We start from the raw sequence: 21,501 nt of genomic DNA, 5'->3' as shown, positions 1-21,501 counted from the left end.
AAATGCCCAGTCGATTTCTGTTTAGCTATCATAGTCTCTCTACTTTTTACTTTCATAACCTTCGACATTCCAATAAGACATAAAAAAGCAGGCTCCATCGCCTGCCTCTGATCATTATCACCCTTTAATCTGCCCCGAGCCTTTAACAGTGTATTTGTAAGTTGTAAGAGCATGTAATCCCATCGGTCCTCTCGCATGTAGCTTCTGAGTGCTAATCCCAATCTCGGCTCCAAAGCCAAATTCGAAGCCGTCTGTAAAACGAGTTGAAGCATTATGGTAAAGAACAGCTGCATCAACGGCTTGGAAAAAGAAATCTCTCTCTCTGTCATCTTCCGTCACAATCGCTTCTGAATGGTTTGTTCCATATTTTTCTATATGAGCTACCGCTTCTTCTATTCCGTCAACACACCGAACAGCGAGAGATAAATCAAGATACTCTTTCTGCCAGTCTTCTTCTGTCGCTGCACCGATCTGGGGATGAAGCGCTTGTGCTGTTTCGTCTCCAACAAGTTGAACCCCTTTTTGCCTTAAATTTTCTGCTATAGTGTGCAAATGTTGTTCTGCAAAAGATCTTTCAACAAGTACTGTTTCACAAGCGTTGCAAACAGAGGGACGTTGGGTTTTCGCATTCACAATGATAGCCGATGCTAACTCAACATTTGCCGCATTAGACAAGTAAACATGGCAGTTTCCAACTCCGGTTTCAATAACTGGAATCGTCGCTTCATTGACGACGGTTTGTATAAGTGATGCACCACCACGTGGGATCAGTACATCAATGTCACCTTTTAATTTCATAAATCGATTCGCTTCTTCTCGAGAAGGGTTTTCGATTAATTGAATGATATCCGTATGAATCGATGTTTGACGTAATGCCTCTTTTAAAACCGACACAATGGCTTTATTTGAATGCATGGCACTTCCACTTCCACGCAACACGACCCCATTACCTGTTTTAATGGCAAGTGCACACGCATCGACGGTTACATTAGGGCGTGCCTCGTAAATCATTCCAAATACACCAAACGGCACCGCTCGTTTTTCTATGAGTAACCCATTTGGCCGTTCCATTGTCTCAAGTACTTGGTTAATTGGGTCTGGTAACGCAACAAGCTGTCGCATTCCCTCCGCCATATCGGCAATTCGTTCCTCCGTTAGTAATAGACGATCGATGAGAGGTTGGGCTGTTCCTTTTTGTTTCGCCTCTGTAATATCTTGTTGATTTTCGTCTAACAAATATTCTCTCTTTGTTTGTAGCGCCTCCGCTAGCAAAAGCAACGCTTCGTTTCGCTCCTCTAGAGTCGCTCGAGCTATTGTTGGTGCTGCTTTTTTTGCCCTTTTTGCAATCCATTCCACGTTTTCCATCGTTTCTCCCCTTTTACATAGCCACCCAAAAATTTCGATGTATGACCGTTTTTTTTGATCGAGTTGTCACCTTTGCGATTTCTGCGCTATTTTTTCCTTTTAACTGTTCAAGTTCCTCACAGGTAAAGTTTACTTTCCCTTTCCCGATGATTTCGTCATTTTCCCTTCTAACGTCAACAATTTCACCGACAGTAAACGATCCGTTCACTTCGACAACCCCAGCCGATAATAAACTTTTGTGTTGTTTCAATAGCGCTTCAGCTGCACCGTTATCCACATATATGCTACCTCTTGGCTTACTATGGTACAGAATGTATTGCTTTGTCATTGACATAGACGTTTTCGAAAAAGAACCAATATACGTTCCATCCCCTTTTCCTACTAAAACATCCGCAAACTTATCCTGTCCTGTCCCACTCCCAATAAAAACGTTTGTGCCTAACTCAATCGCTGTTTTTGCCGCCGCAAGCTTGGAATACATTCCCCCAGTCCCTACATCTGAAGTCGTTTGATCAATTGTTTTTAACAGCGCATCCGGTACTTCAGATAGAAAAGAGTACTTTTTAGCATGTGGATTCGTAATTGGATTCTCGTCATACACCCCATTTACATCGGTAAACAAGCAAAGCATATCTGCGTGAACGATTCCGCTAACAAGGGCTGACAAGCGATCGTTATCGCCAAAAGTCAACTCTTCAACCGATGTTGAATCGTTCTCATTAATGATTGGGACCGCCCCGCGTTTCACTAATTCGCCGAGAGTTTGTGAAATATTAGAAAAGCGGTGCTGGTCAGCAAAATCTGCCCGTGTAAGTAACAGTTGTGCGGCAATGTAGTCGTGTTGATTGAACGCATCCATATACGCCTGCATAAGTAAACTTTGACCTACTGAAGCCGCCGCTTGTTTCTGAGCAATCCCTTTCGGCTTTCGCTTAAAGCCTAAACTTGAAAATCCAGCAGCTACGGCTCCCGATGTAACGAGTACAATACGGTAATTCAGCTTCAACAAATACACCATGGCCTCCACATGATTTTCTAATTGTTTAACGTCTAGTCTACCGTTTTCAGCTGTTAGACTACTACTTCCAATTTTAATAACAATGGTTCCTTGCATACGTCTCTCCTCCTCCAAAAAAAGAGCCCATCCATCCTTAAAAAATAAGGACGGACGAGCTCCGCGGTACCACCTTAGTTAGCATACAAAAACATGCCCACTTTACATTGATAACGTCAATGAGACGATTGGTTTTGCCAACTGCTCCTGGAATAGGATTCAACAAAAGGAGGGATGGTTGGTTCTTTCAGCCGCTGAAACCAACTCTCTAAACATGTTCTTTTGTCTACTTGTTCCAATCTACGCATTACGAACAAATGAAGTTAGAGGTGATTATACAGGAGTCCACTCACAGAAGTCAATTGTTTTTTCAGACCCTCTCTTCTTCTTTTGCTATAATATCGTTTAACAATACTTTCTAACTAAAGAAGTTCATGACAACAAGATCAGATATCAAAGCGGCTAAGGGATAATCAGACGAATCCCTTAACGAAAGGAGTCATTTGCATTTTGATTAGAAGATGGACTCTCCCCTGTTTTCTTTAAACACAACTAAAGAAGCCAAAGTTGACGACGAATAAAGTGAAAGGCTTCTTTCTTATTTGACGAAAGAAGCCTTTCACGTCCAGTTATCAATGTATTCTGACTAAAAAACAGCTACTACGCATTTATACCTTCTTCTTCTTTCTGAAAGAAATGCTTTAAAGCGTGATAAACATCGCCTTTTTCTTTTAGAATATAGTGCATAAAACGTGGATCATCCACATTTTTGTAGGCACCCATTAAAGTCGAATTACGAGAATATTGATTAATTTCTCCGTAACCGAACAAATTCGAGCGATCCATTAATTGCTTCACAAGTTTGAGGCAGCGAGCGTTATCTGAAGTTAAGTTATCGCCATCCGAGAAATGAAACGGATAAATATTGTAAGCAGATGGGTTGTATTTTTCATCAATTAGCTCAAGTGCTTTTCGATAGGCTGACGAACAAATCGTTCCTCCACTTTCTCCTTTAGAGAAAAAGTCTTCTTCATTTACAACTTTTGCTTCTGTATGATGGGCGATAAACTCGATTTCTACTTTTTCATACTTTGTACGCAAGAAACGAGTCATCCAAAAAAAGAAACTCCGAGCAACGTATTTCTCAAAACGTCCCATAGACCCACTTGTATCCATCATTGCAATGACAACCGCTTTGGATTCCGGTCGAATCGTCTCGTTCCACGTTTTAAAACGTAAATCTTCGTTGTAAATTGGCATAATGCCTGCTTTTCCTGTTAATGCATTTCGCTTAATTGCCGCAAGAATGGTACGCCTCTTATCCACATTCCCCATTAATCCTTTCTTGCGAATATCGTTAAACTCAATATTCTCAATGACAATTTCTTGCTCTTCTTTCTTTTTCAAATGAGGCAATTCCATTTCAGCAAACATCATTTCTTCTAATTCTGCAATCGACACTTCTGCTTCATTGTAATCTTCCCCAGCTTGATCACCTGCCCCTTGCCCCTTCCCTGCTCCAGCTTGTTTATCGCCGTTCGGATCACGGGCAACGACATCGCCTACCTTACTATCTCCTTTTCCTTGCCCAACGTGTTTATTCTTATCATAATTGTAACGAATTTTATATTCATCAAGGGAGCGTATTGGAATTCGAATGACATCTTTCCCATTAGACAGGACAATATTCTCCTCGCTGACTAAATCAGGCAAATTCTTTTTAATCGCGTCTTGAACTTTCTCTTGATGACGACGTTGGTCCTGATATCCTTTACGATGGAGGGACCAGTTTTCCTCAGAGACAATGTACTGGTGCTTATTGTTTTTTTCCATTCTTGCCCTCCTGCCATTAACATTTTTGCACAAATGACTTGCTACTTACATAACATAGATTGGATTGATTTCTTGCCTTAACTTATCCTATGTTTCACTTGCACAAGAGTTGCTAATTAATTGCGAGAGGACAAGCTAAAGCTGTGCCTAGCTTGCTTATTTTTATTGATGCTACTGCTACTGTCTGTTCTAAATAAAAAAAGCACTCTACTCAGAGTACTTTTTTCTGGAATCGTCATTCCATAAATCCAAATTCAGATAGCGGCCAGAATCGTAAACCAACTTTACCAATAATCTCATCTTCATGCACAGGTCCAAACGCACGACTGTCAGAGCTATTCGGGCGGTTGTCACCAACGACAAAAACATGATTGTCTGGAATGATGCCTTCATACTCGTAATCGTTTGTATATGGGTTTGCAAGTGATCCCTGCACTTCATCCAAGAAAGGCTCATCAATCGGTTCATCATTAATGAACAATTGATCGTTTTCGAAACGAATCGTATCTCCTGGTAAGCCAACTACTCGTTTAATATAGCTATCCTGCTCAGTCGCATGGAAGACAATTAAATCAAAGCGATCCGGTTCGCTAAACTGATATGCAAGACGGTTAACGATAAATCGTTCTCCATCGTGAGCGGTAGGTACCATTGATTCCCCTCGAACCTCAAAGCTTGTGACAATAAACGTTCGAACAACAAACGCGATAAGAAGCGCAATGACAATCGCTTTGATCCAACCCCAAGCCTCTGATTTCACTTTATTTTCAGCCAATAATGTTCCCCGCTTTCTACATTCACAACATCTATTCATAAATTACCACTAAATGAAAAAAAGAACAAGAAGGCCTGCTTGAGACCTTCTTGCTTCATTATCGGTTTAAAAGAGATCCAACATACCTTAATAATTCGTTTGCCGATACTGAGTTATAGCCATGTTCATCGATTAAACGAGCAATAACATCGTTCATCTTTTTCAGCTGAGACTCATCTGGCGTTTTGACGGATGTTGTTATTTTTACAATATCTTTCAAATCCGCGAATAGCTTCTTTTGAATCGCTTCACGCAGACGTTCGTGGGAGTTGTATTCAAAACGTTTCCCTTTTCTTGCATATGCGGAAATGCGAATTAAGATTTCTTCTCGGAATGCTTTTTTCGCATTTTCTGAGATGCCAATTTGCTCCTCAATGGAACGCATTAGCTTTTCATCAGGAGACATTTCATCGCCTGTAAGGGGATCTCTGAGCTTATTCTTGTTACAAAAAGCCTCTACATTATCTAAGTAATTGTCCATTAATGTTTTCGCTGACTCTTCATACGAATAGACAAATGCTTTTTGCACTTCTTCTTTTGCAATTAAATCATATTCTTTTCGAGCAATTGTAATATAGTCTGTATAGCGCTCTTTATCTTCTTTCGATATAGAGGCGTGCTGATCTAAGCCCTCTTTAATCGAGCGTAATACATCTAAAGCTGAAATGGACGTTAGCTGTTTGCGAATAATCGCTGAAGAGATGCGATTAATGACGTATCTTGGATCAATGCCGCTCATTCCCTCATCATTAAACTCAGACTGCAGCTCTTTTACGTCTTGTTGATTAAACCCTTCAACAGCTTCTCCGTCGTAAAGCTTCATCTTTTTAACCAGATCGACGCCCGCTTTATGAGTTGTTTTTAAACGTGTTAAAATCGTAAAGATGGATGCCACTTTTAGAGCGTGAGGCGCAATATGAACATGAGATAAATCACTATCTGCAATCATTTTCTTGTAAATTCGTTCTTCTTCTGAGACTTTTAAATTGTACGGAATTTTCATCACAATAATGCGAGAATGCAAGGCTTCATTCTTCTTATTCGATATAAAAGACTTGTATTCTGATTCGTTCGTATGAGCCAGTATAAGTTCGTCAGCAGAAATTAACGCAAATCGCCCTGCTTTAAAATTACCTTCCTGTGTTAACGACAATAGATGCCAGAGAAATTTCTCATCACACTTTAACATCTCTTGGAATTCCATCATGCCACGATTCGCTTTATTGAGTTCACCATCAAAGCGATACGCGCGCGGATCTGATTCAGAACCGTATTCGGCAATTGTCGAGAAATCGATACTCCCTGTTAAATCAGCAATGTCTTGCGATTTCGGATCAGACGGTGAAAATGTGCCAATGCCTGTTCGTTTATCTTCTGAGAAGAAAATTCGTTCTACCATGACGTCTTCAATCCGTCCACTATACTCTTGCTCTAAACGCATCATGTTTAATGGTGACAAATTTCCTTCTACCTTAATACCAAATTCGTTTTGGAACTCTTCTCTTAGATGAAGCGGGATTAAATGAAGAGGGTCTTCGTTCATTGGGCAGCCCTTAATTGCATAAACGGCTCCATTTTCTGTACGAGAATAATCTTCTAAGCCTCTCTTTAGCATCGTGACAAGTGTCGATTTCCCACCGCTTACTGGCCCCATTAGTAATAGGATTCGCTTGCGGACGTCTAAGCGTTTTGCCGCCGAATGGAAATACTCTTCTACTAGCTTTTCCAACGATTCTTCTAATCCATAAATGGAATCTTTAAAAAAGGAATATTCTTTTTTTCCATCTTTCTCTTCCACACCAGCGTCTTTTATCATATTGTACACACGAGAGTGAGCAGTCTGTGCAACCCATGGTTTTTCTTTGATTAGATCCAAGTATTCAGCAAAAGTTCCTTCCCAGCGTAAACGTTCTTCATGATCTCGATACTGTTCAATTTTGTTTAAAATATTCAAGTTGTATACCTCCATTCTCGTGTAAGCGAGATTAATTAACCATATGCGTTACCGCACATGAACATGCTTCTTTTCTTGAAAGGTAGACTGTCCGCACCAGAAAAAGAATGGTATACTAACGTATACGTTAGATAGAAAGTGAGTATGGCAATGAAAACTTTTTTTGGCTGGTTTTTTATTAGTTTATTTGCAATTGGCAGTGCATTCTTATTTCGATCTGCCTCTGCAGAAGTAAGTGATGTTCAAACCATTGGTCAAGTTGTTGGTTCTCATATTGATGAGGAAATTCTCTATTTGTCTTCAAACAGTACGATTTATGCGGACAATGGGCAGATTGTTGCAGAGATTCCCTCTGAAGGTGGTATTAACCGCAGTTATTTACCATTTGAGCAGGTACCTGAAACGGTTGTTCACGCATTCGTCGCTACTGAAGATCGTCGTTTTTTCCAACATCTCGGCTTTGATGCGTCTGGAATGGCACGGGCACTCATTACAAATGTAAGCAGTGGTGAGATTGATCAAGGGGCCAGTACTATTACCCAACAAATGGTGCGCAACATCTTTCTAGATCATTCTCAAACCTATCAACGCAAGGTGAGTGAACTATTGTACGCACACGAACTAGAGCAGCGTTTCTCTAAAGAAGAGATATTAGAATTGTATTTAAACTCGATTTACTTCGGTAACCACGCATATGGGATCGAAGCTGCAAGTCAGCTTTATTTTAGTGAACATGCTGAGCAGCTATCATTAGCCCAAGTCGCTTTTCTAACGAGCATTCCTAACAATCCGACTGTATATGATCCATTTACTGCAATTGAAAATACAAATAAGCGAAAAGAATGGGTATTACAGAAAATGAAAGAAGAAGGGTACATAAACGAGGTTGAATTTGGTGATGCGATTTCTGAAACGATTGAGCTTCATCGTTCTTCTTTACGAAACTTATATCCAGATTATACGGATTTCGTTAAACATGAATTTTTAGAATTAATTCAGGCTACAGAGGGTTATGATGAAGAAGCGGCACAGGAACGATTGAATGAACTTTTTAAAAAAGGAATTCGAATTGAAACGGCACTAGAGCCAAGTCGACAGCATGCACTCAAAGAAAGCTTCTATCATGAACTTCCTGCTGATGTAGAAGGCGCCAGTATTGTTGTTCGAAACGATGATCGAAGAATTGTCGCTATTAGTCACGGACGTGAATATGAAAGTGGAAATTTCATGCTTGCAGTTAACTCTTTTCGACCTCATGGCTCTGCTTTTAAGCCGCTTATTGATTTTGCTCCTTATTTTGAAGAAACAGGGACATCGATTGATCAAGTCGTGAACGCCAACCCAAGCGAGACTTGCACTCAAGAAGAAAGAGACAAGCGCACACTTGGTTGTGTCGCCAATTATAATGATGTACTGCCAGGTAGTGTCACACTGCGAGAAGCATTTAAACACTCATATAACATACCTGCTCAACAGTTACTCGATACAGTTGGCATTGAAGAAGCCATTGCTTATCTTGAGCCATTTCATTTCAAGAAAATGCATGACGAGCCTCGAGACATCTCCTTAGCGTTAGGTACCCTTGATGTGTCTGTTTACGAAATGGTGCAGGCCTATCAGACCTTTGCTCATGATGGTCTATTCACTCCAGCAAGAGCCATTACAGGTGTGTATGATGAACATCTGCAACTTCTGTATCAATGGCCGGATCAAGAAGAAAAGCAGGTGTGGAGTAAGGAAACGAATGATAAAATTCGCACATTGATGAGTGAGGTTGTGCAATCAGGTACTGGACGAGAGATTCGTCTTTCTACAAATGGTTACATTGGTGGGAAAACTGGGACGACAAATGACTATCGCGACCTTACATTTTCAGGTATGACAGATCGCTATACGGCAACGGTTTGGGTAGGACGAGACACTGGATACGTTGAGGAATTATCACCGAACCGACCTGCTATGAATATATGGGAAGCAGCTGTCCGGTAAAATCAAAAAAAACCGGTTACCCGGTTTCCTTCGTCTTATCGTTTATGAGGGTTTTCCTCATAACCTCCAGAAAAAATGGCGATTAGAAAAACGACGCAGACGCTCATCATTAAAAACGTTCTCATAAAATGATCCTCCTTGCAAGGGGCGTAAACGCTCTCTTTTATTATAGCCAAGTTCATTCAGAATGAAAAGCCATTCTCTTACAAAAAACACGAAATCATGCTAAAAAAGGAGTTGACCAATTATGTATATTGTCATGAACGAGTTGCACGTTAGCCCAGAAAAAAAGAAAATGCTTCACGAACGATTCGGCAAAGCTTCTACAAATATGGCTAACGTAAAGGGCTGTTTAGAATTTATGTTCTTATCAAACGAACAAGATCATAAGAAAGAAATTGTCTTTACAAAGTGGGCTTCAAAAGAAGACTATCAGAACTGGCTTTCAAGTGAATCGTTTGCAAATGCTCATAAAAGCAACGCGGCATCAAAAGAGCAAAAGCCTGCTGCCAATGCGAATGAACTCCATACTTATGAACTGATTCACCATTTCCAAGGTGAATAAAAAAAAGCGCTTGTCTTTACGTTCATGAGACAAGCGCTTCTACTAGCTATGACTTCCAACTATAGGAGATTATCATGAATCGATATTTAACTGGACATTTACCATTAATCAGTATTTTTTTCTTCAGCTTATCATTTGCTCTATATGGTCAACGTTTTGCATTAGATTGGTTAGAACGAAATGGCATTTTAACTGGAATGGCAGATATTCTTTCCATAAATGAAGTTCGTATTGGACTTATAATTGTTTTATTACTAGTGTTTTTCATGATCTTTGCCGCTTTAAAATTAATAGCCGACACGGTTACATCCCTTGCTCTTCTATTTTTTTCAAAGCAGGAAGACGACGACCTTTGGACGAAGACACAAGGCGGTCAGTGGATTTACTTTGCAGGTAGTATCGCTGCACTTGTCCTAAATCCGTTTGTGATCGTGTTACTACTACTTTTTGTAGCGTCGTCCTTCGCTTACATTTTATTCATTGTTTACCGAATCGCCGAATCCTTGACCATCCCAGGTTTAATTGGCTTTATTTTTCTCCAACTATTCTTTTGGTCAACCTTCTTATTCACGATTATTTTTGTTCTATTTCGCTTATACAATACGTTTATTGCTAGCTTACCGCTGTAATAAGCGTATTTACGTTAATGCTGGAAATCCTTGCTGCCTAAGTGCTTCATAAATAACAATGGCTGCCGTATTAGACAAATTAAGAGAACGAATCACATCTGTTTGTGGAATGCGAAAACAGCGTTCTTGTCGCTTCTCCACAAGCTCTTGTGGTAACCCTGTTGTTTCCTTACCGAACACAAAAAAGTACTCTTCTTCTCTATTGGTGTAATCAAAGTCACTATAATTTCGTGTCCCTATTGTTTCGATAAAGAAAAACTCTCCTTGATCATACTTTTGAAACAATTCATCAACTGAATCATAATAATAAATCGTTACGTTCGGCCAATAGTCGCAACCTGCCCGCTTCAACATTTTATCATCTGTTGAAAATCCAAGGGGGCGAATTAAATGTAGTGTTGTATTTGTGCCTGCACATGTGCGAGCAATGTTTCCTGTGTTAGCTGGTATTTCTGGTTGGTATAGTACAATATGCAATCCCATTTTCGTGCACCTCTATTTATTTTTGCTTTTCACATAAAAAAATGTAGAACAGACGACACATACTACAATCCCTAGCAGTAATACGCAATTTTCATGAATGAATACTGCTGCGAATGCAAGAACTAAAGCGACGATCCACAAAGCTTGAGCATACTTTTTGTCATTCATTTGTTCTCACCCTTATATGATTCTCTGCGTCTCCTCTATATTACACAGGAAATCCTACTATGACAAACATAGAAAAAAAGCAGAAAGAATCGGTTTCTGCTTAAGTGGAGATATGAAAAAATTTATATTGAATTTGGTCCGTGTAAGCCGGAGAATTTTGATAAGTCCAAAATCGATAACGACTATTAACTGTTTGCGCATTTACTAAAGGTTCATTGTTTATATCTTTTGCAACAACGATCGCACAATGATTCCAAGTACCATTTCCGTTAAAATCGTAGCAAATCACGTCACCTGGAATAAGTTCATGCGCCGATTTCTTTTCTTCTCCTCGTAAATGACTTGTCGCTCCACTTAAATACCATCTAAATGAATGGGCAACCGACCAGCTTAAGCTCATCGTCTGTTCATTTGTATACCACCACCCTCTTTGTTTACTTGCCTTACTCGTCATTGATGCGCCACCAGCATAAAGACACTGAGACACAAAATTTGTACAATTATCCTCAAATCGAACAAATGCTGGATTATAATCGTTCCACCATTGCTCTGCATAACGGACAGCGTTCCGTCGATTATACGTCGAACTGTCTTCACGATAAATTTGGCCCGAACACTTCTCTCCGCGTTCCTGTAGTGACAAAGAATGCACCGGTACAGCTTCATCGGATACTAGTTTAGATCCTTCAAATCGTGCTCGTCTTCGCATTGTTCGCTCTTCCATAAACATCATAGTTCCTTGTTTTAAGAGCCGGTCTATAACCGTTATATACTCAACCTGCGTTTGCTGTTCATAGGCCATTACATTCATAATATCTCCACTTATTTTTGCGCTAACTACTTTTGCACCTCGTTCACTCATTTCAAGGGCGTCTTTTTCAAATGCAGCTTGTTCTTTTTCATCTAAGCAACTCGCTTGATGTCCATTTAAAAAGGCTTGATTTAATTGTTTGACATTGTCATGCAAAAGTTTCACTAATTTTTTTTTCATAACGGTTAATTCCTTTCAAAAATTAATTGAATAAAAATTTATAAGGATGTATAATTATGATTATCTTAGAGTGAAACGGAGCGAGCGACATTGATACGTAAAGCTGTAATGACTGACTGCCAAGCCATTCACCAATTAATTCGATCGTCTTTTCAAATATATAAGCATGACCCGGTCACCGCATCTGCCCTTCATGAAACAAGACTTTCCATTGCTTTACGGCTGTCTCAAAAAGAAGAAGCGTTTGTCTGCATGAAAGAGAATCGCATCGTTGGCTGTGTTTTTTTTCGACATGATGAAAAAACGTGCTCTTTTTTTCGATTAAGCGTTGATCCGTCCTATCAAGGGCAAGGAATTAGTAAACTTTTACTTAAAAGCGTTGAGAAAGAAGCGTTGCATCGCCAATGCCTCGAACTCACTTGCGAAACGAGAGAAGTGAATATTCCTTTTTACTGCAAACAAGGCTATCAGAAAGTATCCTTTAACAACCACTCTTCCTTATATGTATTTAAAAAAGCATTGAACATGTCAAAAAAAACATGGCAGTGTGCGTAACTGCCATGTTTTTTCTATGAGATCTTCATTTTTGATTCTAAGGCAAGCAACCGTTCTTTCGTCGGCAACCCTCCGCCGTACCCTACCATTGCTCCATTTGAGCCGATAACGCGATGACAAGGAATAACAATGGGGAGGGGATTTTGATTGTTTGCCCCACCGACCGCTCGTACTGCTTTTGGAGCACCAATCATCTCCGCAATGTCTTTATAACTTTTTGTTTCACCGTATCCAATTGTACGCAAAGCTGACCACACTTTTTTCTGAAAAGGTGTACCTATTAAATCAATCGGCACATCAAAATCTTGTCGCTCTCCATTCAAATACTCAGTTAACTGATCACACACAAGAAGTGATTCATCCTCTTTCAAATCATACCACTCTGGCTTTAGCCCAAATCTCATCAACCGAGCCGTTAAATTGACTTTATTCACTGCTCCAAATGTTACATGAGCTAACCCTTTATCACTCGTGACAACAGCCATTCGTCCAATAGCTGTATCTAGCTCTTTCACATAAAATCTTGTTATAACGCGCATGTCACTCCTGCCTTTCTTTTTTATTTCTTTTCTCTTATAAAGGAAAGACCTTTTTCAATTTCATTTAGCACGTTCTCATCTTGCTCATTCTTTTTCGCATCTTCCAATGCTTTTTCCTCTTTTTCACTTTTACTAATTTTTCCGATTGCCCATGCAGATGTTCCACGAATCACTGGTCTTGGATCCTTTATTAACAGATCTAGCAAAGTAGGAAGAGCGGATTCTTCCTTATAATGAGCAAGCGCAATAATCGCATTTCGCTGAATTGGTTTTTTTCCACGCCAAGAGCCCGCCATATGACCGAACTCGGCTTTAAACGTCTTGTTGCTCATCGTTAATAATGGTAACAGTAACGGCTTCACTTTCTCTGGGTCTGGTTTCATCTCTTCATGCTGATGATGATCCTTATTTTTATTATATGGGCAAACAAGCTGACAGGTGTCCCATCCATATAAATGATTTCCAATTTTTGATCGATACTCTTCTGGCATAAATCCTTTTGTTTGCGTTTGATACGAAAGACAGGCTTGTGCGTTTAACACACCGGGCTCAACAAGCGCACCAGTTGGACACGCATCAATACATTTTTGACACGATCCGCATAAATCTTCTATTGGCTCATCTGGAGGGAATGGAAGTGTCGTTAAAATATTTCCTAAAAACACGTAGCTACCAAGCTCTGGGGTAATAATAAACGTATTTTTTGCACTCCAGCCAATGCCTGCTCGTTCCGCTACTGCTCGGTCTGACAATGCACCTGTGTCAACCATTCGAACGGTTTCAACGGTACCACATTCCACAAACAGAAATTGTTCGATTTTTTTCAAACGGTCATTTAATACATCATGATAATCGATTCCCCAAGATGAACGAGAAAAAAAACCACGTCTGCTTCCTTTCTCACTTTTTGGGGCATTAGCGAGCTTTGACGGATAGGCAACCGCAATCGAAATTATGGTGCGAACTTCTTTTAAACTTAAAGATGGATCGACTCTTTCGTCAAGAATTGGATGTTCAAATCCTGACGCATAGCCCCGTTCTTGCTGTTGTATTAACCGGTCTTTTAAAGACAAAAAAGGATCGGCGGTTGTGATCCTTAGCTTATCTACACCTATTGATTGACTGTACACTACTAATTTTTGCTTTAGTCGTTCATAATCCATTGTATTCTTCCTTTTTATACGAAACAGTTGATTTCTTCTAGCATACAGAAACATAATAAGAAAGTAAAATGCTTAAGGCGGAGGAACAATCATGAAAATAGGCGTTATCCACTACACAAATATTCATATTAGCGATTCATCCACTATGCTAAAGGGACGACTGCAATTCCATCAAGAGTTATTACATTTTGACTTACTTGACCAAGTTGACTCACCTCAAGAAGAAACGAGAACGCATCACGGTCGGATTTTACAATCCATAAAAAATGAAGACTATTTAATACCCGTTCATTCGGGAATTGATTTAACTCACTTTTTCATGCTGGAATATCAATTACCCATTACGTTACACGATACAGAGTTGCTTTACCCGCCCCTTCATAAAAAAGGGAACGCCCTTTACGATCAATCAAAAGAAATAGCTTCACCCTTTCACACGAATCAAAAGACACATACAAGCGAAATGACTGTTCATGCTTTACAGTGCTTCTTCTTTTCCCATGCGTCTACTACTCATAACTACAACCAGCTATTAGAAGCAGCAGGTACAATGTTTACACACGTACATGGTGGAACGTTTAAGGTTGAGTTACTGTAGATCTCTGTTTAAAAATGGGGTGAACGGGTATAGTATTTGTACACAACGTTTGCAAGGAGGAAGAAATCATGGCACATGAAAAAATTCAAGCAGTCTTAAATAAGCAAGTAGCGAACTGGAGTGTTCTTTATGTAAAACTCCACAATTATCATTGGTACGTAAAAGGACCTCACTTTTTCACCCTACATGAGAAATTTGAAGAGCTTTACAATGAAGCAGGTGAAACCGTTGATGAACTAGCTGAGCGTTTATTAGCGATAAAAGGACAACCTGTTGCCACAATGGAAGAATATTTAAAACTAACATCTATTGATGAAGCAACGAAGCAAATTAGCGCAGACGAAATGGTTGCTGACCTAGTAAGAGATTATGAGAAAATTGCTGATGAGCTAAAAGCTGGTATTGACGTATGTGGCTCACTTGAAGACGATGCGACGGAGGATATGCTAATTGGTTTAAAAGAATCCATTGAAAAGCATGCATGGATGTTGCGCGCCTACACAAAACAAACGTCGGATGTACGTTCATAAAGAAAAGCTGCCTGTAGAAGGCAGCTTTTTTACTTATACATGTTTGATGTAACGTATGCGTGTAACAGATGATATGTCGCTTCTAGAGAGCGTTCATGAGTTCGCTCCATTGAGTGTGAACCTTCAATACCCGGTCCAATGAGACCGTGAACAATATCATGTCCTGAGCGAATTGCTGCAGATGCATCAGAGCCATAGTATGGATATATGTCTAGCTTATACGGAATCTGGTGGTTTTGACATAACTGAACAAAGTGATTACGCAGTCCGTAATGATACGGACCACTAGAATCTTTTACACAAATGGATGCAGTATATTCGTCTGACTGTTGCCCGTCTCCAATCGCCCCCATGTCAACTGCCACATATTCGACAACATTATCCGGAATGCCTGCATTTCCCCCATACCCAATCTCTTCATTATTGGAAAAGAGAAAATGAGTGGTATAAGGAAGCGTTACCTGCTCCGTTTTCACTTCTTTTAGGAGCGTTAATAATAAACTAACGCTTGCTTTATCGTCTAAATGTCTCGATTTAATAAAACCAGAAGACGTCCTTTCAAATCGTGGCGAGAAGCTAATAAAATCACCAACATCCAATCCAAGTTGACGAAGGTCGTCAATCGTATGAACCTGTTCATCCACTCGAACTTCCATCGTTTGTTGATTTCGTTCAATCGTTCGTGCTTCTTTATATACATGGACAGAGGATTGATGCACCACGACCGTACCTGTCGCGATGCTGCCGTCGCTTTTATGAATAGTGACGTATTCTCCCTCAATGGATTGATATGCAAAACCACCAATCAAATCAATTTTCAAGCGACCATTTGGTTTTAATTCTTTCACAATCGCTCCAAGTGTATCTAAGTGTGCGGTTAGCATCCGTTGTTTCTCTTCACTTTCCCCTGCTATCGTTGCAACAATGGCGCCTTTGCGTAGCTTCGTATAAGTAATCTTGTTCGCTTCCAAAAATCGTTCAACAAATGTCATCGCTTGCTCTGTAAATCCAGAAGGGCTTGGAATCTGTACAAGCTGTTCAAGCAATACAATTGCTTCTTCTTTTCTAAACTTCATTTCCTGCTACACTTCACTTTCTCCATCAGATCTTTCTATTCTATCGGTAAGAGCCTAAACATTCAAATGCTTAAAGCTCAATTCTCTTCTTCAGGAAATAAGTCGTGCAAAAAAGAAGAATAAAGAGTAACCCTGTGTCCATTACCATTTGTTCATTGCTCGTCAGCTCAACAAAAAAGAAAATTCCACTCTCTGGTTCAGTATGATTCTCGATCTTAAGCGCAACATACGGATAGACAACGACAAATAAAAATCCATAAATAAATAGCACTCCATACTTCACCCATGTTTTTATTCCTAAAAAAAGATAAACAGGTAAAAGAATCATAATGATGCCTAAAACCGGAGCTATTAAAGTGAACCAAATTAGTTGGAGCGGGTAATTTAGTAAAAGACGACTTTCCTGAAAAACAGTTTGTAAGATGTGACTTTCCGCAGCAAAATAAATAAACACTAGCATGAAAAGGGCAACGAAGATACATTGGACAAATAACCATATGAAGTTTGCTGTTATTTTAGCAAGAAGCTTTAGTAAGATAGCACCTGGAGCAAGATACCAATGATGTTGTATTCCTAAGCGCCATTCTCGCCAAACCGATTCAATAATAATGAAAAATGTCGCAAATACAAGGTAAAGAAACAACAATACGGTTACTGCCGTTACACCAGGCAATTGAAACGGTTCAGCGAGACGCATACGAATAATACCCGCAATGACGAGCATAATGGTAAACAGTATCGCAATAATGACATTAATAGGTACTAGCAGGCGTATATCTCTCTTTAGAAAAAAAACAAACTCCTTCATGCTCTTCCCACCCTTGCGAATAAATCATGGAGCGAGGCGCCATGTTCCTGTCGCCATCCTTCTAAATCTGGTATCGTTGTCACTTCATCTTCTTTGATAAACATTGCACCATCGGCGAGCATTTCGACGTCTTCATACGCATGAGTAGCCATTACAATCGTCCGATTATTGTCCAATAGAAAGTCTGTTAAAATTCGCTGCATGGCTTCTTTTTTTGTCGTATCCAAATTCGCTAACAATTCATCGATAAATAAAAATGGTTTTTGTGTAGAGATTGCGACAATTAGTGCGAGTAAGTGGCGCTGACCTGTGGATAGTGAACCCCACTTTACTTGTGTCGGCACGCTCACTTCATGACAATAATGTAGCGCTTGCTCTTGATTGAATTCAGGATACAATTTTTTTTGTTGAGTAAGGATCGTTCCTGCAGTTTGATAAGCTGGATAGCCAACTCCTTCTGCTACATAGCTTGCATTCTGCGCTCGGTCAATACGACTACTGGCGTCTCCAAGACGAATTTCTCCTTTAGAGAAAGGTGCCAACCCGGCACAAAGTTTCAGTAGCGTAGACTTTCCTGAACCATTCGATCCTAGCAACACGATAAATCGATTTTGATCAAATCGGCAGGATACATTCGTAAATACTTGTTTCCGTCCATAGTTTTTGTGTATACCTTTCACTTCAAACGAATACATCCTTTACACCTCCTTTACTATTTTCGTAAGTGCCTCAATCATGGTTTCATCGGTATAACCTAATTTCCGCATATAGTGGACTAGTTCTGTTAATTGTTTTTTCGCTAACGCTTCTTTTAGCGTTCGAATAATCGCAAGATCTTCCGTTACGAACGTTCCTTGTCCCCGCTTAGAGTAGGTCACCTGGTCACGATCCATCTCTTGATACGCTCGGGATACTGTATTCGGATTCACTTTTAACGTTTGCGCCGTCTCACGAACAGATGGTAATTTTTCTCCTGGCATTAACTCTGCGCTACAAATTTGTTGATAAAAGGAATCGACAATTTGGGCGTAAATGGCTTTGTTCGGATCAAATTGAATAGACAAATGCCACAGCCCCCTTTCTAAAGCAATAAGCCAGGCGAAGTAAACGCCTGACTGTTTTATTAAAGCACATCTCTTTTTTTAAATACAAGATGAGCCGCAATAAGAATGACAACAATATGAGCGCCTAAAAACGCTAACGAACCCCACATGCTTTCGAATGGTGGCTCTACAAACATTATTTCACTATCATAATAGTTACTAAAAAATTCAATATGGGAGACAATAAGCCATTTTGACCACTCATACTGGCTAATAAACAGTTGCAAAATACCGCTAAAGAACAACGGTGCAAACGTAATAATAATCGTTAACGCTGTACTTTTTGTTAAGACGGCAATTAATGTAGCTAGAGCCATGTAGAAGACAAGCGTTGGTAGCTGATAAATAGCCATTTCGAAAATCGTTCTAAATGTTTCACCTGTTGACATGCCCTCTGTGCTAAACACGATCAATCCAATGACAGTAGACAATAGCACAATAGCAAATAACATGAACATTGCGAGTAGAAGATTCCCAAACCATTTACCAAACAAAATCGCATGGCGAGATGTTGGCCGAATAAGTAATTGCTTAACCGTTCCACTGGAAAATTCACCTGCAATCGCTCCTGCAATCAGCACAACACCAAATAACATCACGAAAGTTGGAAACACTGAAACACTCACTTCAGCAAAATCGTCTGCTACCATTGGACTTCCTAAATTCGATTGAGTAAATAGAAAGAGAGCAACGGCACCACCAATAAAAAGAAGCATAATAAGAGCAAATAACCATACTTTGCGACCATACCAAGACTTTAACCATTCATTATAGATAATGCCCATTAAGATACACCCTCTTCCTGTTCTTCTGTTAGCGTAAAGTATGCATCCTCTAGACGATTTTGATAGGTCACACCAAACACTTTAATGTTTTCTTTTACTAATGCGTTAATGATTGTTGGGATATCCTCGTAGGATTGTTTCTCAAGCTCAAGTGTCTCTCCATTTTGTTTAACAAACCCAAATGGTGCTAACTGTTCAAGGGCCTTTTTTACAGGCTTTGCTTCTATTTTCACGGTTAATGTTTTTTCTATTGTTTGACTTTCGTTCATCGAAATTTCATCAACGACTTCGCCTTTTTTAATGACGATGGCTCGATCACATAACATTTCAATTTCATTCAGCTGATGGCTTGATACGAGTAAGGTTACACCATCTTCCTTTGCTAACCGCTGTAAGTAGAAGCGCAAATCACGTATGCCTTTAGGATCTAAACCATTTGTTGGTTCATCTAAAATAAGCACCGAAGGCTTATGTAAAAGTGAAACCGCAATTCCTAATCGTTGTTTCATACCGAGAGAATAATTTTTTACTTTTTTCTTCATCGCATCTTGAAGTTCAACAAGAGCAACGACTTCTTGAATACGCTCCTTTGAAATGGGTTCATTGCTTAACCTAGCGAAATGCTCAAGATTTTGTTGACCTGTTAAATAGCCATACAAATCTGGATCTTCCACAATCGCGCCTATTTTAGCTAAAGCCGCTTTTCGATCCGTTTGAATACTCTTCCCTTCAATGAGAACATCGCCTGAATTTGGTTTGATTAACGATACGATCATTCGAATCGTTGTTGTCTTTCCAGATCCATTTGGTCCTAAGAAACCATAAATTTGTCCTCGTTGTAACTGAAAGCTCATCTCTTTAATAATATGAGCTTTCCCAAATGATTTGTTTAATCCTTTTACTTGCAAAGGAAAGTCAGCCATAGTTGTCCCCTCCACTTTTTGTATCGGTGTTCTACTTAAATAGTACACTATGATAAAAAATAGTTCAATAGAAAATAAAAAAACCTTGGTAATGACAAACCAAGGCTTTCTGTCTTACAACTTAAACGACACATACTTCGTTTCAAGATACTCTTCCATTCCTTGCTTACCACCTTCGCGACCTATCCCACTCTGTTTGAATCCGCCAAATGGCGCTTGAGCAGCGGAAGGACCACCATCGTTTAATCCAACAATACCGTATTCCAAAGCTTCTGTGACACGAAATGCTTGATTAATATCTTTCGTAAATACATAGGCAGCTAGGCCATAAATGGAATCATTTGCTCGCTCAATTGCTTCCTCTTCTTCTTTAAATGTAGCGATTGGCGCAACTGGTCCAAATGTTTCTTCTACCATACAGGCCATTTCATCCGTTACATTTGTTAATACAGTCGGTTCCATAAAAAGACCGTCTGTGTTCTTCCCGCCTGTAACGACCGTTGCTCCTTTTTCTTTCGCATCCGCAATATGAGACAATACTTTGTCGACCGCATCTTGATCAATTAACGGACCTATATCTGTTTCTTCATTTAACCCATCGCCTACTGTGAGCTTCTGAACTGCATCTTTCAATTTTGCTGTAAATGTCTCCGCAATAGACTCTTCTACGTAAATGCGATTGGCGCAGACACACGTCTGTCCACCATTTCTAAATTTTGATGCAACCGTATCTTCAACAGCACGATCTAGGTCCGCATCTTTGAAGACGATAACAGGAGCATGACCACCTAATTCTAATGACACTTTTTTCATTGTCTCTGCTGCGTCTTTCATTAGCTTTTTCCCAACTTCGGTTGAACCAGTAAACGTTAATTTACGGACACGTTTATCTTCCTGCCACACTTTAGAGATGTCACTAGAAGAGCCAACAACAACATTGATGACACCCGCTGGAATGCCTGCTTTTTCTGCTAGTTCTGCTAGCTTCAAAGCAGTTAACGGGGTCTGTGATGCTGGCTTAATAACAGCTGTACAGCCTACTGCTAATGCCGGAGCAATTTTCCGTGTAATCATCGCCGCTGGAAAATTCCACGGTGTGATTGCTGCGACAACGCCAACTGGTTGTTTAATCGCAAAGAGTCGTTTATCACTCGTTGATGCAGGGATGGTCTCACCATAATTTCGCTTCCCTTCTTCTGCATACCACTTGATGAAGGAATTTGCATAACCAATTTCACCGCGAGCCTCTTTAATTGCTTTTCCCTGTTCTAGGGTCATGAGTTTTGCCAGTTCTTCCGTTTGCTCATGAATATAATGATGCCATAACTCCAACTTTTCACAGCGCTCATACGTTGACAGTGTTGACCATGATTTAAACGCATTTGCAGCAGCATCTACAGCAAGCGCAGCTTCTTTTTCCCCACCTTTTGGTACTTGATCCACCACATCTCCGTTTGCGGGGTTTGTAATATCAAGCTGTTCCAATTCTTCACCAATCCATTTGCCGTTCACATACAGCTTCATTCTTTGACTCCTTTCAACTCTCTTTTTGGTGTTTGTTCCCTCCTATCGTTTT

Annotated in this window: 22 protein-coding genes and 1 other annotated feature; of the genes, 6 read left to right on the top strand and 16 right to left on the bottom strand. The window is 39.9% G+C overall.

What is annotated here, in order from left to right:
* Window positions 1-117: 117 nt before the first annotated feature.
* The 5 genes from PQ477_RS14980 to PQ477_RS14960 form a co-directional block, all read right to left on the bottom strand.
* Window positions 118-1,365: a glutamate-5-semialdehyde dehydrogenase gene (locus PQ477_RS14980; protein ID WP_144558672.1), complete on the bottom strand. Its 1,248-nt coding sequence runs from the start codon at window positions 1,363-1,365 to the stop codon at window positions 118-120.
* A gap of 13 nt (window positions 1,366-1,378) precedes the next feature.
* Window positions 1,379-2,479, bottom strand: a complete 1,101-nt coding sequence (gene proB / locus PQ477_RS14975; protein ID WP_274272368.1) for a glutamate 5-kinase — start codon at window positions 2,477-2,479, stop codon at window positions 1,379-1,381.
* A 43-nt stretch (window positions 2,480-2,522) separates the two neighbouring features.
* Window positions 2,523-2,731: a binding site (T-box leader), on the bottom strand.
* Window positions 2,732-3,079: 348 nt separating this feature from the next.
* Window positions 3,080-4,252, bottom strand: coding sequence for a sporulation protein YhbH (yhbH, locus tag PQ477_RS14970; protein WP_144558670.1), 1,173 nt, complete (start codon window positions 4,250-4,252; stop codon window positions 3,080-3,082).
* Between the two features lie 235 nt (window positions 4,253-4,487).
* Window positions 4,488-5,027: a signal peptidase I gene (gene lepB, locus PQ477_RS14965; RefSeq protein WP_328238176.1), complete on the bottom strand. Its 540-nt coding sequence runs from the start codon at window positions 5,025-5,027 to the stop codon at window positions 4,488-4,490.
* A gap of 97 nt (window positions 5,028-5,124) precedes the next feature.
* Window positions 5,125-7,020: a PrkA family serine protein kinase gene (locus tag PQ477_RS14960; RefSeq protein WP_144558669.1), complete on the bottom strand. Its 1,896-nt coding sequence runs from the start codon at window positions 7,018-7,020 to the stop codon at window positions 5,125-5,127.
* Window positions 7,021-7,170: 150 nt separating this feature from the next.
* Here PQ477_RS14960 and PQ477_RS14955 point away from each other — a divergent pair, with 150 nt between their 5' ends.
* The 3 genes from PQ477_RS14955 (at window position 7,171) to PQ477_RS14945 (ending at window position 10,203) form a co-directional block, all read left to right on the top strand.
* Window positions 7,171-9,009 carry a transglycosylase domain-containing protein gene (locus tag PQ477_RS14955; RefSeq protein ID WP_274272365.1) on the top strand — a complete coding sequence of 613 codons (1,839 nt, stop codon included), beginning with the start codon at window positions 7,171-7,173 and terminating at the stop codon, window positions 9,007-9,009.
* 247 nt (window positions 9,010-9,256) lie between these two features.
* Window positions 9,257-9,574, top strand: a complete 318-nt coding sequence (locus PQ477_RS14950) for an antibiotic biosynthesis monooxygenase family protein (RefSeq protein ID WP_144558667.1) — start codon at window positions 9,257-9,259, stop codon at window positions 9,572-9,574.
* 74 nt (window positions 9,575-9,648) lie between these two features.
* Entirely contained in the window at window positions 9,649-10,203 is a 555-nt protein-coding gene (locus tag PQ477_RS14945) for a DUF5366 family protein (RefSeq protein WP_246117156.1), read from the top strand.
* 9 nt (window positions 10,204-10,212) lie between these two features.
* Here the strand turns inward: PQ477_RS14945 and trmL are convergent, their stop codons facing one another.
* Both trmL and PQ477_RS14935 read right to left on the bottom strand, forming a co-directional pair.
* Complete coding sequence (gene trmL, locus PQ477_RS14940; RefSeq protein WP_035396765.1) at window positions 10,213-10,686, bottom strand: tRNA (uridine(34)/cytosine(34)/5-carboxymethylaminomethyluridine(34)-2'-O)-methyltransferase TrmL; 474 nt, start codon at window positions 10,684-10,686, stop codon at window positions 10,213-10,215.
* 268 nt (window positions 10,687-10,954) lie between these two features.
* Window positions 10,955-11,845 carry an amidase domain-containing protein gene (locus tag PQ477_RS14935; protein ID WP_035396767.1) on the bottom strand — a complete coding sequence of 297 codons (891 nt, stop codon included), beginning with the start codon at window positions 11,843-11,845 and terminating at the stop codon, window positions 10,955-10,957.
* A gap of 90 nt (window positions 11,846-11,935) precedes the next feature.
* On the opposite strand from PQ477_RS14935, the gene PQ477_RS14930 reads away from it, so the two are divergent.
* Window positions 11,936-12,400, top strand: a complete 465-nt coding sequence (locus PQ477_RS14930) for a GNAT family N-acetyltransferase (RefSeq protein ID WP_274272362.1) — start codon at window positions 11,936-11,938, stop codon at window positions 12,398-12,400.
* 14 nt (window positions 12,401-12,414) lie between these two features.
* Here the strand turns inward: PQ477_RS14930 and PQ477_RS14925 are convergent, their stop codons facing one another.
* Together PQ477_RS14925 and queG are read right to left on the bottom strand one after the other, a co-directional pair.
* On the bottom strand, window positions 12,415-12,939 hold the full coding sequence (locus PQ477_RS14925; RefSeq protein WP_035396769.1) for a methylated-DNA--[protein]-cysteine S-methyltransferase: 525 nt from the start codon (window positions 12,937-12,939) through the stop codon (window positions 12,415-12,417).
* A 20-nt stretch (window positions 12,940-12,959) separates the two neighbouring features.
* Complete coding sequence (gene queG / locus PQ477_RS14920) at window positions 12,960-14,102, bottom strand: tRNA epoxyqueuosine(34) reductase QueG (protein ID WP_274272360.1); 1,143 nt, start codon at window positions 14,100-14,102, stop codon at window positions 12,960-12,962.
* A gap of 91 nt (window positions 14,103-14,193) precedes the next feature.
* On the opposite strand from queG, the gene PQ477_RS14915 reads away from it, so the two are divergent.
* The gene (locus PQ477_RS14915; protein WP_035396770.1) at window positions 14,194-14,700 is read left to right on the top strand and encodes a hypothetical protein; all 507 of its coding nucleotides are present in this window, start codon (window positions 14,194-14,196) and stop codon (window positions 14,698-14,700) included.
* A 68-nt stretch (window positions 14,701-14,768) separates the two neighbouring features.
* A complete protein-coding gene (locus tag PQ477_RS14910; RefSeq protein WP_035396773.1) occupies window positions 14,769-15,230 on the top strand; it encodes a Dps family protein in 462 nt (153 codons plus the stop codon).
* A 29-nt stretch (window positions 15,231-15,259) separates the two neighbouring features.
* On the opposite strand, the gene PQ477_RS14905 is transcribed toward PQ477_RS14910, so the two are convergent.
* From PQ477_RS14905 to PQ477_RS14875, 7 genes are all read right to left on the bottom strand, one after another.
* Window positions 15,260-16,306, bottom strand: coding sequence for a M42 family metallopeptidase (locus PQ477_RS14905; protein WP_035396774.1), 1,047 nt, complete (start codon window positions 16,304-16,306; stop codon window positions 15,260-15,262).
* Window positions 16,307-16,376: 70 nt separating this feature from the next.
* Entirely contained in the window at window positions 16,377-17,114 is a 738-nt protein-coding gene (locus PQ477_RS14900) for a hypothetical protein (protein ID WP_144558663.1), read from the bottom strand.
* Window positions 17,111-17,809 (bottom strand): ATP-binding cassette domain-containing protein, encoded by a 699-nt coding sequence (locus tag PQ477_RS14895; protein ID WP_035396777.1) that lies wholly within the window; start codon window positions 17,807-17,809, stop codon window positions 17,111-17,113. Before PQ477_RS14895 ends, PQ477_RS14900 begins: the two co-directional genes overlap by 4 nt.
* A gap of 3 nt (window positions 17,810-17,812) precedes the next feature.
* The gene (locus PQ477_RS14890) at window positions 17,813-18,178 is read right to left on the bottom strand and encodes a GntR family transcriptional regulator (RefSeq protein WP_035396780.1); all 366 of its coding nucleotides are present in this window, start codon (window positions 18,176-18,178) and stop codon (window positions 17,813-17,815) included.
* Between the two features lie 59 nt (window positions 18,179-18,237).
* Window positions 18,238-19,002, bottom strand: a complete 765-nt coding sequence (locus tag PQ477_RS14885) for an ABC transporter permease (RefSeq protein ID WP_274272358.1) — start codon at window positions 19,000-19,002, stop codon at window positions 18,238-18,240.
* Entirely contained in the window at window positions 19,002-19,925 is a 924-nt protein-coding gene (locus PQ477_RS14880) for an ABC transporter ATP-binding protein (RefSeq protein WP_274272357.1), read from the bottom strand. The genes PQ477_RS14885 and PQ477_RS14880 overlap by 1 nt, the downstream gene beginning before the upstream one ends.
* 114 nt (window positions 19,926-20,039) lie before the next feature.
* A complete protein-coding gene (locus tag PQ477_RS14875) occupies window positions 20,040-21,449 on the bottom strand; it encodes an NAD-dependent succinate-semialdehyde dehydrogenase (protein WP_274272356.1) in 1,410 nt (469 codons plus the stop codon).
* Window positions 21,450-21,501 lie beyond the last annotated feature (52 nt).

Source organism: Shouchella hunanensis (assembly GCF_028735875.1).
GTDB lineage: Bacteria > Bacillota > Bacilli > Bacillales > Bacillaceae_D > Shouchella > Shouchella hunanensis.
The sequence above is the reverse complement of the archived record's forward strand: the minus strand, read 5'-3'. Positions and strand labels throughout refer to the sequence as shown.